Source organism: Pseudomonas sp. B7, assembly GCF_016735645.1.
Classification (GTDB): Bacteria; Pseudomonadota; Gammaproteobacteria; order Pseudomonadales; family Pseudomonadaceae; genus Aquipseudomonas; species Aquipseudomonas glycinae.
On the sequence record NZ_JAERRE010000002.1, the window covers coordinates 198910 to 211908 of the forward strand.

Sequence of the window (12999 nt, forward strand, 5' to 3'; positions counted from 1 at the left end):
TGTGACCGGTTTGGCACTCAAGGGTGCCGCAACATCCCGCAAAACCGATGCATGACCTAATCTTCCCTGCAATTGGCCGATTGCGGTTAAAAGCCGGGCCGAGGCTCCTTATCCTTTGGCCTCGGGCCCTCATTCCGTTAAGATAGCCCGCTTTTTCAAGGTGGGAGTCAGGCAGCATGGCGCAGCAGTATCAACCGGGGCAACGCTGGATCAGTGACAGCGAAGCAGAGCTTGGTTTAGGCACCGTTCTGGCACAGGACGGCCGCTTGTTGACCGTGCTTTACCCGGCCACTGGCGAGACTCGCCAGTACGCGCTACGGAATGCGCCCCTCACCCGCGTGCGGTTTTCGCCCGGCGATTCGATCACGCACTTCGAAGGCTGGAAGATGACCGTCCAGCAAGTCGACGACGTCGACGGCCTGATGGTCTACCACGGCCTCAACGCGCAGAACGAAGCGGTCACCCTGCCGGAAACCCAACTGTCGAACTTCATTCAGTTCCGTCTGGCCAGCGACCGTCTGTTCGCCGGCCAGATCGACCCGCTGGCGTGGTTCTCCCTGCGTTATCACACCCTGGAACACACCAGCCGCCAGTTGCAGTCCGCGCTCTGGGGCCTGGGTGGCGTACGCGCCCAACCGATCGCCCACCAGTTGCACATTGCCCGTGAAGTCGCCGACCGCATCGCGCCGCGCGTATTGCTGGCGGACGAAGTGGGTCTGGGCAAGACCATCGAAGCCGGTCTGGTGATCCATCGTCAGTTGCTGTCGGGCCGCGCCAACCGCGTACTGATCCTGGTGCCGGAAAACCTCCAGCACCAATGGCTGGTGGAAATGCGCCGCCGCTTCAACCTGCAGGTCGCGCTGTTCGACGAAGAACGTTTCATCGAAAGCGATGCCACCAACCCGTTCGAAGACACCCAGCTGGCCCTGGTGGCGCTGGAGTGGCTGGTCGACGACGAAAAGGCGCAAGACGCGTTGTTCGCTGCCGGTTGGGACCTGATGGTGGTCGACGAAGCCCACCACCTGGTGTGGCACGAAGACAAAGTCAGCCCGGAATACTCGCTGGTCGAACAGCTGGCCGAGGTCATTCCCGGCGTGCTGCTGCTCACCGCCACCCCGGAACAACTCGGTCAGGACAGCCACTTCGCCCGTCTGCGCCTGCTCGACCCGAACCGTTTCCATGACCTGGCCGCCTTCCGTGCCGAGAGCGAAAACTATCGCCCGGTGGCCGAAGCCGTTCAGGAGCTGCTGGACAAGGGTCGCCTGTCGCCGGCCGCGCACAAGACCATCCACGGTTTCCTCGGCAACGAAGGTGAAGCCCTGCTCACCGCCGTCAACGATGGCGACACCGAAGCCAGCGCCCGCCTCGTGCGTGAACTGCTCGACCGCCACGGCACCGGCCGCGTGCTGTTCCGTAACACCCGCGCCGCCGTGCAGGGTTTCCCGGAGCGCAAACTGCACCCGTACCCGCTGCCGTGCCCGGACGAATACCTCGAACTGCCGCTGGGCGAGCACGCCGAGCTGTACCCGGAAGTCAGCTTCCAGGCCCAGCCGGACGCCAGCGAAGAAGAACGCTGGTGGAAATTCGACCCGCGCGTCGAGTGGCTGATCGACCAGTTGAAAATGCTCAAGCGTACCAAAGTGCTGGTGATCTGCGCCCACGCCGAAACCGCGATGGACCTGGAAGACGCCCTGCGCGTGCGCTCCGGGATCCCGGCCACGGTGTTCCACGAAGGCATGAACATCCTCGAGCGTGACCGCGCCGCCGCCTACTTCGCCGACGAAGAGTTCGGCGCGCAGGTGTTGATCTGCTCGGAAATCGGCAGTGAAGGTCGCAACTTCCAGTTCGCCCACCACTTGGTGCTGTTCGACCTGCCGTCGCACCCGGACCTGCTGGAGCAGCGGATCGGTCGTCTCGACCGGATCGGCCAGAAGCACATCATCGAACTGCACGTGCCGTACCTGGAAACCAGCCCGCAAGAGCGCCTGTTCCAGTGGTACCACGAAGCCCTGAACGCGTTCCTCAACACCTGCCCGACCGGCAACGCCTTGCAGCATCAGTTCGGCCCGCGCCTGCTGCCGTTGCTCGAAGAGGCCGACGACGGCGAATGGCAAGCGCTGATCGACGAGGCGCGCACCGAGCGCGAGCGTCTGGAAGCCGAGCTGCACACCGGTCGCGACCGCCTGCTGGAACTCAACTCCGGCGGCGCCGGCGAAGGTGAGGCGCTGGTCGAGGCCATCCTCGAGCAGGACGACCAGTTCGCCCTGCCGATCTACATGGAAACCCTGTTCGACGCCTTCGGCATCGACAGCGAAGACCATTCGGAAAACGCCCTGATCCTCAAGCCGAGCGAGAAGATGCTCGACGCCAGCTTCCCGCTGGGCGACGACGAAGGCGTGACCATCACCTACGACCGTAACCAGGCGCTGTCGCGCGAAGACATGCAGTTCATCACCTGGGAACACCCGATGGTGCAGGGCGGCATGGATCTGGTGCTGTCCGGTTCGATGGGCAACACCGCCGTCGCGCTGATCAAGAACAAGGCGCTCAAGCCGGGCACCGTGCTGCTGGAACTGCTCTACGTCAGCGAAGTGGTTGCCCCGCGTTCGCTGCAACTGGGCCGTTACCTGCCGCCGGCCGCCCTGCGCTGCCTGCTCGATGCCAACGGCAACGACCTGTCGTCGCGCGTGGCGTTCGAAACCCTCAACGATCAACTGGAAAGCGTGCCGCGCGCCAGCGCCAACAAGTTCATCCAGGCCCAGCGCGATCAGCTGACGCCACGGATCAACGCCGGTGAAGACAAGGTCACCCCGCGCCACGCCGAGCGCGTGGCCGAGGCCCGCCGCCGTCTGGCAGCCGACACCGACGAAGAACTGGCACGCCTGACCGCGTTGCAGGCGGTCAACCCGACCGTGCGCGACAGCGAACTGGACGCTCTGCGCAAGCAGCGTGAACAAGGTCTGGCAATGCTCGACAAGGCAGCGCTGCGACTGGAAGCGATCCGGGTGCTGGTGGCGGGTTAAACCGCCCTGCTCCATCGCCAAAAACGAAAAGGCCCGCAGCGATGCGGGCCTTTTTGTTTGCCTCTCCGATCAAGCGGTAACGGCCTGATTCTGCGGCTCAACCACTGCCACCAGCCCCTCCTTCATCCGCTTCGCATCCCGCACAAAGCAGCGCGAGGCGAGGAACAGGAACACCATGGTCAGGAACAACGCCACCGGAATCAGGTACATCGCATCATGCAGGCCGACGGCCTTGAAGGCTTCGGTCATCTGCTCGGCGCCCGCCGCGACCATCGCCGACTTGGCGAAGTGATCCGACAAGCCGCCGACCACCACCGGACCCAGCCCGCCGCCGAGCAAATACAAGCCGGCAAAGAACAGCGCCATCGCCGTAGCCCGCAGGCGCGGCTCGACCACGTCCTGAATCGCCGTGTACACGCAGGTGTAGAAGTTGTAGGCGAACAGCCAGCCCACACTGAACACCGCGACAAACACCCCGATCTCGATACGCCCGGCATGCAGCGCCCACGCCGTGCACAGGGTCGAGATGATCAGGCTGAACGCGGCAAACAGCAGTCGCCCGTTGGCCACCCGCTGGTGAATCTTGTCGGCGATCCAGCCGCCGAGGGTCAGGCCGATCAACCCGGTCACACCGACGATTACCCCGGTCGCCACCGCCGCTTCCTGCAACGGCATCAGGAAATAACGCTGGAGCATCGGCACCAGGAACGAGTTGCAGGCGTAGGTCGCGAAGTTGAAGCACAGCCCGGCCATCACCAGCCACAGGAAGGTCGGAATGGCGAGGACCCGACGAATCGGCCTGTCGACTTTCTCCTGGGACACCTGTACGGTTTCCGCCGCGCCACGCTTGGGTTCCTTGATGAAAAACATGAACACCGCCAGCACCAGCCCCGGCACGGCGGCGATGAAGAACGGCGCGCGCCAGCTGTCGAACGCCTTGACCATCCAGCCGATGGTGAAGAAGGCCAGCAGCAATCCGAGCGGCAGGCCGAGCATGAAAATGCCCATTGCCCGGGCCCGGCGATGGGCCGGGAACAGATCGCCGATCAGCGAGTTGGCGGCGGGCGCGTAACTGGCTTCACCAATGCCGATGCCCATGCGCACCAGCAGGAAACTCCAGAAACTGCCGACCAGACCGTTGACCGCCGTCAGCGCGCTCCAGGTCGCCAGGCCCCAGCCCATCAGTTTGCTGCGCGAACCGGTGTCGGCCAGGCGGCCCAGTGGTAATCCGGCAATCGCGTAAACCAGAGTGAACGCGGTGCCGACGATCCCCAGCTGAAAATCGCTGAGGTGCCACTCCATGCGGATCGGCTCGATGATGATCGCAGGGATGGTGCGATCGAAGAAGTTGAACAGGTTGGCAAGGAACAGCAGGAACAGAATGCGCCAGGCATTCGCCGCTTGGGTCGAGTTCTGCATGGGTCCGTCTCTTTATTGTTATTAGGGCTTCACTGCCAACGCATCGAGCCCGGAACCTGCAATCTAGTCACGCTCGTCGGGGCTGTCTGTGATCATTCGCAAGCCTGATGACGGGCCATGGCCGTGTAACGAAACGTAAGCCCTTGAAATGCTTCGAATCCCCCGAAAACCGGGGGTTTTGCGGAAAAATCCGGCAATGAAAAAATACTTTCACGCCCCCCTTCCCAACGCCGTGGCGAAGCCTAGAATGGCCGCCGGATCCGTCCGGTTCCTGCCGATCAACCCCTTTGATATCCCGCCCATGTCCGAAGCCAGTCCGTGTCTGAATTGCGGTGCCTGCTGTTCCCATTTTCGTGTGTCATTTTTCTGGGGTGAATGCGCATCCTCCGGCGGGACTGTGCCCGATGAACTGGTCACCCAGATCACGCCCAGCCGGGTCGCGATGATCGGCACCGACCGCAAGGCGCCGCGCTGCACCGCGCTGGAGGGCGAAGTCGGAAAAGCGGTGGCCTGCACGATCTACGACAAGCGTTCCAGCCCCTGCCGCGAGTTCGAAGCGTCTTGGGAAAACGGCGAACAGAACACCGACTGCGACAAGGCCCGCGCCCGCTTCGGCCTGCCACCGCTGCAACCGCACTGGAACGAAGTCGCCTGAGTTCAGGCCTGTGCACGCTTAGCGCCATTCGCTATGAGGCTAATGCCGAAATCATTAGCACCAATGTGCCACTACCGCTTGCACGGCAAAAACCGCCTCTATACTGCAAACATTCGCCTGCGTTGATGACGCAGTAAGGACGTATTCAGAGACGGGGCATGCTATGGAGTGGCTTGGTTTGCAGTTCGTTGCCGAGCAGCCGGAGAGCGGGCAGGTCATCCTCAATTGCACACACAATCCCCTGCTGGTGCTGGTGGCTTACCTGGTCGCCTGCGCCGCGAGCTTCGCCACCCTCGACATGGCCGAACGGGTCGCCCACGCTGAAGAGCCCGGCTCGCAGCGGATATGGCGCTGGATCGGTGCAACCTGTCTGGCCGGCGGCATCTGGGCCATGCACTTCATCAGCATGCTGGCGTTCCAGGCGCCGATCGGCATTCAGTACGACCTGCCCGTGACCCTGTTTTCCCTGGTGATCGCGCTACTGGCGTCCTGGCTGGCGATGCACACCCTGAGCACGCCCCAGCCGAGCCTGCTGCAGTACCTCAAGACCGCCATCGTCATTGGTCTGGGCATCGCCGGCATGCACTACGTCGGCATGGCCGCCATCGAATCCGCCGCCTCGGCTTACTACGACCCCACTCTGTTTCTGGCCTCGATCGTGATCGCGATCGGCGCCAGCTTCGCCGCACTGTGGGTGGCCGGTTATCTGCGCGAAGGCAGCGGCCTGCACATCCAGATGCTCAAATACGTGGCGGCGCTGATTCTCGGTGCGGGCATCCTCAGCATGCATTTCACCGGCATGGCGGCGCTGCAACTGGTGCTGCCCGAAGGGCAACTGCCGACCCTGGCGTCGCAAACCAGCCATTTGCAGTTGGGCCTGACCGTCGCGCTGATCACCTTGCTGATTCTTGGCAGCGCCATCAGCGCCGCATTGGCCGACAAGAAGCTGCAGAACAAGGAGCACGATCTGCGCCGGGTCAACGCCCTGCTCAGCCAGCTGGATCAGGCACGCATGTCGCTGCAGCACGTGGCCAACTACGACGCGCTGACCAACCTGATCAACCGGCGTGGCTTCAATCAGATCTTCGCTGAAAAACTCAGCCAGAAAACCAGCGAAGGCGGGATGCTGGCAGTGATGTTTCTCGACATCGACCACTTCAAACGCATCAATGACAGCCTCGGCCATGACGCCGGCGACGAACTGCTGAAGGTCATTGCCCAGCACATCAAGGGCTCGGTGCGCAGCCATGAAGATGTGGTGGCGCGGTTCGGCGGCGACGAGTTCTGCATCCTGATCGGTCTGCGCGACCGCGAAGAGGCGCGCAACCTGGCCCAGCGCATCATGCTCAAGATGAAAGAGCCGATCGAACTGGCCGGACGGCGCATGGTGATGACCACCAGCATCGGCATCAGCCTGTTTCCCGAGGACGGGTCCACCTGCGATGAACTGCTCAAGCACGCGGATCTGGCGCTGTACCAGTCCAAGGGCGCCGGGCGCAACGGCGTGCACTTTTTCGATTCCAATCTGAAAAACCGCGCCAGCCTTGAACTGCAACTGGAGGAAGAGCTGCGCCACGCGCTGCGTCAGGAGAACGGTCTGCTGCTGTATTACCAGCCGATCTTCGAACTCAAGACCGGCAAGGTTACCAAGCTTGAAGCGCTGATCCGCTGGCAGCACCCGGTGCACGGCCTGCTCACCCCGGACCGATTCATTGCCATCGCCGAAAACAACGGCCTGATTGCCGAACTCGACAACTGGGTCCTGCGCAAGGCCTGTGAGGACCTTGGCGAGCTGTCGCGCCATGGCTGTGAAGAACTGAAGATTGCCTGGAACTGCTCACCGCTGAATCTGGCCCGGGAAGAACTGGCCAATGAAATCGAGCATGCCTTGCGCAGCGCCGGGGTCGCCCCGGAACGGCTGGAACTGGAAGTCACCGAAAACGCCTTGATGGGCAACATCGCCAACACCCTGGTGCTGCTGCGGCAGATCCGCGCCCTCGGCGTGTCACTGTCGATCGACGACTTCGGTACCGGCTATTCGTCGCTGGCCTATCTCAAACGCCTGCCGCTCAACACCCTGAAGGTCGACCGCTCGTTCATCCTCGACATTCCCAAGGCCACCGCCGACATGGAGATCGTCCAGGCGATCATCGTCATGGCGCACACCCTGCACTTGCAGGTGGTCACCGAAGGCGTCGAAAGCCTGGAGCAATACGAATTCCTGGAGCGCTCGGGCTGCGACTTCATTCAGGGTTACCTGCTCAGCCGCCCGGTGCCACTGGCCGAACTGCGTCCGGTGCTGGAGGAAATCAATCAGCGCAAACACGCGCACGCGGTCAATCCGTTGAGTCTGGCGCGCGGTACATTTGCACCAGTGTCGCTGGATCCTTCTGCAAAAAGCCTTGTGCCCCATGCAGGCGCATCAGTTGTGCGGCCAATCCGCTGATCGGCGTGGCCGAGCCGGTTTCCCGGGAAAACTTGACCGCGGTATCCAGATCTTTCAGCAGCGTGCGCACGTGCCACTTCACCGGCTCGAAACGGCTTTCGGCCATTTGCGGGGCGAGGATCTGCAACGGTCTGGAATCGGCAAAACCACCGGCCAGCGCTTCGGCAATCAGGCTGGCATCGACCCCGGCCTGTTCGGCCAGCGCCACCACTTCGGCAATCACCAAGGCGTTGCAGGCGACGATCATCTGATTGCAGGCCTTGGTCACCTGACCGGCGCCCACGCCGCCCATGTGTGTGACCCGCTGCCCGAGTTCGAGCAGCACCGGGCGTACTCGCTGCAGATCCGCCTCGGCACCGCCGACCATGATCGCCAGGCTGCCGGCCTCGGCCCCGACTACCCCGCCGGACACCGGCGAATCGAGCCAGGCCATGCCCGTCTTGTCGGCCAGCTCGGCTGCCATCTCACGGGTCGCCGTCGGTTCGAGGCTGGAAAAATCCACCAGCAACTGACCGGGTTTCGCCCCTTCGGCCACGCCCGCCGGGCCGAACACCACTTCGCGAACCACCGCGGTGTCCGCCAGGCACAGCATCACCACGTCGGCCTGTTCACAGAGTTCAGCGGGAGTCGCCACCTGCCGGGCGCCAGCCTCGACCAGCGGCGCGCACTTGGCCGGGTTGCGGTTCCACACGGCCAGCGGATAGCCGGCGGCCAGCAGACGGCGGCACATCGGCAGGCCCATCAGACCGATTCCGGCAAACCCCAACGAAGGTCGCGTTGACATCATTTAGCCTCCTTTTGATTAAAGATCGCCGAATAATGGCCGATCCATCATCAATCAGGAAAGGATTCCCCCGCGCGACACTCAGGCCATAACCCTGACGCACGGGCCAAATACGCGCAGAAAAAAGACGCGAGATTCCCATTCCGTGAGGCTCGACGACAGCGGTCGCCGACCAACCAGTCCAGGTATATGGCGCACAATGACTTCTAAAAACAATCCGGCCACTGCGGTATCCGATCTGACTCTGAGCCCAGCGGCGAACAGCCCTGCCCCGATGAAGCCATTGCCACCCTCGCGTCCGCTGGGCACCCAGCAATACCTGTACTTCACCGAAACCAATACCGACCGCATCCTCGACAACCTTGATGGCCTGCGTGACCTGGTATTCCCGCGCCCGCCGCACCTGGAAGGCGACAACGAACAGCACAACGATCAGGAATTCCCGTCGGTGTGCCTGATCGGCCTCGGTCGCTGCGGCTCCAACATCGCCCTCGACGTGGCGGAGCTGGTGTACAACGCGCGCAAGTTCTACCTCAACGAATTCAACAACGAGGATCGCGCGGCTGACCGTCGCCTGGCCTCCGACAAAGGCTACAGCCCGGCCCAGTGGATCAAGCAGAATCTGCGGATCGGCCCGAACAAGTCGACCAAACCGGTGTTCCTGGTAGAACCGCTGGTGATGCTCGGCGATCTCGACAAGGACATTGCCGGGCGTATCCGCTTCTCGCGCAAGGGCGAAAAGAGCGGTTTCCTGCGCGACTACAGCAAGATGAAGATCATGGACTTGTCGGAAGTCCACGCCGGTGGTGCCGGTAACGCACCTATTCTCGGCCAGTATCTGGCGAAGATCATCCTGAACAAGGACACCCAGCGCTTCTCCAGCCCTGACTGGAAAATGATCCACTCGTACCTGATCGACAGCTGCGGCATCAAGGCCAACCAGTCGCGCCTGTATTTCTCGATCTTCAGTGCCGGCGGCGGTACCGGTTCGGGCATGGCCTCGGAATTCGGCCTGGCCCAGCAGCACTCGTACATGAACAAGACGTTCGACACCAAGCCGATGGACGAGCACGACGGCAAGAGCGGTCATTCGTTCGTGTTCGAACCGATCTTCACCAGCGGCATCTGTGTGCTGCCGAACATTTCCGACCACCGCAGCGAAATGTCCGAGGCGCTGCACATCAACGCCGGTCGCCTGCTGTGCAAATACCTCTCGGAAGAATGGGATTTCTCGTACAACTTCGCCAACGAAGACAGCAGCGAAGCCAGCGTCATGGGCCGTATCCGCCCATGGAACGCGATGATGCTGATCTCCAACGACATCATGCGTTATGCCGAAGAGAGCGATGACGGCAACATCCAGAACATTGATGTCAATGCGATGGAGAAGCACGCCAACCAGTACATCTCGCAGCAGATCTTCAACATTCTGACGGCCCAGGCGGTCACGACCGACTACGACCAGAACTATTTCCGCCGCGCCGGCATCGACATCGGCGAGACCATTCGCCTGGACGCCAACGACCTGTTCATGAGTCTGGCCGGCCCGGTGGCGATTGCCTACGCCGAGTCGGTAGTGCCGGAAACCCCGCCGCCGAGCAGCGACAAGTTCAAGGTGTTCGACAAAGAGCCGCAGCGCCTGAACATCGACGACCTGTTCTTCCGCTCGATCGATCTGCCGCACTTCAACAAGGTGACCCAGGCCATCGAAGGCATCAGCCTGCTGCCGATCGAGTCCAAGCGCTATCGCGCGTCGCTGGAGCAGTACAAGAATTCCGGCTACGATGCCGCCGCGCTGCATGACCTGCACTTCTTCAAGAATTGCTCGTCGGTGGTCTCGATCGTTTCGCTGCCGAAAGACTACAAGCTGTCGTACATGGACCTGAACCGGTTGAAGACCCACCTCAACAGCCTGTTCCCCAACACCACGCTCAAGCGCTACGCGCTGGTGATCGGCGCCTCGGCCAACCTGTCGCTGACCACCCTGATCGCCAAGAGCCCGTGCCTGTCGGACGACTTCCTGACGCTGATCGTGGCGTTCATCAAGCGTTGCTTCGCCAAGACCCCGTACCGTTTCGACGAGACCCTGGACAACTCGATCCTCGATTTCATCATTCAGGAAGAGTTCGACGAGGACCGCATCGACGACCTGCTCAACGAATTCGAGAACCCGGCGAAGATCCTCGATACCAACTGGTACGCGATCAAGCCGATGTACGAGAAGAAGTACCGCGAACTGATCAACGACAAAGAGAAGTTTGTCTCGATCAACGACATTCGCCTGTCGCGCGATTGCGTGAAGAAGTCGATCAAATACTTGCGCGAGATCTACCGTCACCGGATCGGCAAGACCAAGGTTATTTCCCTCAATAACCACACTGGCAAGTCTTACTCGGTCTGACACCAGACCGAGGCGCCCCTATCGCGAACAGTTTCGCTCCCACAATGGAATGCATTTCCTGTGGTAGCGAGCCTGCTCGCGATAAGGCGCTCAAATTCCCGGTTTATTCGGCCTTCCCAACATCCCGAAACAATTAAGCAGCCGTTAGGCTGCTTACTAAACTGTGCCCGTTACGTTTACGTCACCGTTATGCCACCTACGCTTGTGGCATTTCTCTACGGCAACGTGCCATCACGCTACTCCGCTACACACTTTTTGCCGACATGCACTCGCACCAACAAGGTGCAACCCGTCAGGCCACTGCCCTTTCCTGGACCAGGATCCATGGCCGGACCACCACCGCCCACATCTCTGGATCACGCTCGAAAATATCCAGCGCCCGCGTTTCAGACAGCTTGGCGACCTTGTCTTCGGCCAGCCAGGCAGCGACTTTCTCGCCCTGATCCGCCGCCACGGCCTCGGCGACCGCGATCAAATCCAGGCTGGCGTCGACCCACAATAGGGCACCCTGGGCGTAGAAGCGCTCCAGCTCTTTCCAGGTAATAGATGCGGTTTCACCAAGCAGCTTGGCATAGAGGGTGCTAGGTTCTTGATTCATGGGACTGTCCGGAAAAGAAATCGGCGCGAATGATAACGTCGGTGGTCCGGCAGAAAAACCCGGTTGCAAAAGGCCGTACCGAACGAAAAGAGCAGGAACGCCAAGGAATGCTGATGATTGGGGTATAAGCCCTCTGAACGTCCCGCCGCAATTCTGTCTTTTTCTTTCATTTAAGCGACACCCTCAGGTTTTGCCCCCTGGCGCCAGCTTCCCAGGCCAACAACCGGCGCTCTACACTGTACCGGTACAGTTGCCGGGGGCCTTTCCGGAGGGTATCGCCTAGATATCTGTCCCGGTTCTGCTGCTACGGCGTCAGGACTCTAAAAAAATACAACAGTAAGAGTGGAGCACTATGACTAAGGCTACTAAGCAGATTTCCAAACTGTTTGCCGCTATGGTTCTGGCCGGGGTTGCCAGCCATTCGTTCGCAGCTGACACCATCAAGATCGGTATCGCCGGCCCTAAAACCGGTCCAGTAGCCCAGTACGGCGACATGCAGTTCAGTGGCGCGAAAATGGCCATCGAACAGATCAACGCCAAAGGCGGCGTCGACGGCAAGAAGCTCGAAGCCGTTGAATACGATGACGCCTGCGATCCAAAACAAGCGGTAGCAGTCGCGAACAAGGTCGTCAACGACGGCGTCAAGTTCGTGGTCGGCCACCTGTGCTCCAGCTCCACCCAGCCCGCTTCGGACATCTACGAAGACGAAGGCGTGATAATGATCACCCCGGCTGCCACCAGCCCGGACATCACCAACCGTGGTTACAAAATGGTCTTCCGCACCATCGGTCTGGACAGCGCCCAAGGCCCTGCAGCCGGTAACTACATCGCCGATCACGTGAAGCCGAAAATCGTCGGCGTGCTGCACGACAAGCAGCAGTACGGTGAAGGCATCGCCACCGCCGTCAAATCCACCCTCGAGAAGAAAGGCACCAAGGTTGCCGTGTTCGAAGGCGTCAACGCCGGCGACAAGGACTTCTCCGCGATCATCGCCAAGCTCAAGCAAGCCAACGTCGACTTCGTCTACTACGGCGGCTACCACCCGGAGCTGGGCCTGATCCTGCGTCAAGCCCAGGAAAAAGGCCTGAAAGCCAAGTTCATGGGTCCGGAAGGCGTGGGTAACGACTCGATCACCCAGATCGCCAAGGACGCTGCCGAAGGCCTGCTGGTGACCCTGCCGAAATCCTTCGACCAGGATCCGGCCAACGTGGCCCTGGCCGATGCATTCAAGGCCAAGAAAGAAGACCCGAGCGGCCCGTTCGTGTTCCCGTCCTACTCGGCGGTTGAAGTGATTGCCGAAGGTATCAAGGCTGCCAAGTCCGAAGATGCTGCCAAAGTAGCTGAAGCCATCCACAAAGGCACCTTCAAGACTCCGACCGGCGACCTGAGCTTCGACGACAAGGGCGACCTGAAGGACTTCAAGTTCGTGGTTTACACATGGCACGCTAACGGCCCAAAAACTGAAGCGTCGCCTCAGTAAGGCGCTGCCTGACTGACTGCCAATAAAGCCCACGGCGTGCCGTGGGCTTTGTTTTACGAACGTATTGGGCCGCGCTGGCGTGATCCGCCAGTCTCCCCACCTGAAAATCTCAAAACCGTCATCAGCGGTTCGCTGGCAAAACCCGGATTCGAAGTGGATATAGATCCACGGGGCCGGGCGGGAAAATGACTCC

Annotated in this window: 8 protein-coding genes; 5 read left to right on the top strand and 3 right to left on the bottom strand. The window is 61.2% G+C overall.

The window, feature by feature from the left end; translation table 11 throughout:
- Positions 1-176 precede the first annotated feature (176 nt).
- Positions 177-3023, top strand: coding sequence for an RNA polymerase-associated protein RapA (rapA, locus tag JKA62_RS05760; RefSeq protein WP_011332809.1), 2847 nt, complete (start codon positions 177-179; stop codon positions 3021-3023).
- Between the two features lie 69 nt (positions 3024-3092).
- Here the strand turns inward: rapA and JKA62_RS05765 are convergent, their stop codons facing one another.
- The gene (locus tag JKA62_RS05765; RefSeq protein ID WP_201816767.1) at positions 3093-4442 is read right to left on the bottom strand and encodes a spinster family MFS transporter; all 1350 of its coding nucleotides are present in this window, start codon (positions 4440-4442) and stop codon (positions 3093-3095) included.
- 301 nt (positions 4443-4743) lie between these two features.
- On the opposite strand from JKA62_RS05765, the gene JKA62_RS05770 reads away from it, so the two are divergent.
- The gene (locus tag JKA62_RS05770; protein ID WP_011332807.1) at positions 4744-5097 is read left to right on the top strand and encodes a YkgJ family cysteine cluster protein; all 354 of its coding nucleotides are present in this window, start codon (positions 4744-4746) and stop codon (positions 5095-5097) included.
- 163 nt (positions 5098-5260) lie between these two features.
- Entirely contained in the window at positions 5261-7543 is a 2283-nt protein-coding gene (locus JKA62_RS05775) for a putative bifunctional diguanylate cyclase/phosphodiesterase (protein ID WP_011332806.1), read from the top strand.
- Here the strand turns inward: JKA62_RS05775 and JKA62_RS05780 are convergent.
- On the bottom strand, positions 7434-8330 hold the full coding sequence (locus JKA62_RS05780) for an NAD(P)-dependent oxidoreductase (protein ID WP_011332805.1): 897 nt from the start codon (positions 8328-8330) through the stop codon (positions 7434-7436). The genes JKA62_RS05775 and JKA62_RS05780 overlap by 110 nt on opposite strands.
- Positions 8331-8526: 196 nt before the next feature.
- Between JKA62_RS05780 and JKA62_RS05785 the strand changes: the two genes are divergently transcribed.
- Positions 8527-10728 (top strand): hypothetical protein, encoded by a 2202-nt coding sequence (locus tag JKA62_RS05785; protein WP_011332804.1) that lies wholly within the window; start codon positions 8527-8529, stop codon positions 10726-10728.
- Between the two features lie 292 nt (positions 10729-11020).
- On the opposite strand, the gene JKA62_RS05790 is transcribed toward JKA62_RS05785, so the two are convergent.
- The gene (locus JKA62_RS05790; RefSeq protein ID WP_201816769.1) at positions 11021-11326 is read right to left on the bottom strand and encodes a DUF2288 domain-containing protein; all 306 of its coding nucleotides are present in this window, start codon (positions 11324-11326) and stop codon (positions 11021-11023) included.
- 352 nt (positions 11327-11678) lie between these two features.
- Here JKA62_RS05790 and JKA62_RS05795 point away from each other — a divergent pair, with 352 nt between their 5' ends.
- Positions 11679-12806 carry a branched-chain amino acid ABC transporter substrate-binding protein gene (locus JKA62_RS05795; RefSeq protein ID WP_201816771.1) on the top strand — a complete coding sequence of 376 codons (1128 nt, stop codon included), beginning with the start codon at positions 11679-11681 and terminating at the stop codon, positions 12804-12806.
- Positions 12807-12999: the final 193 nt, after the last annotated feature.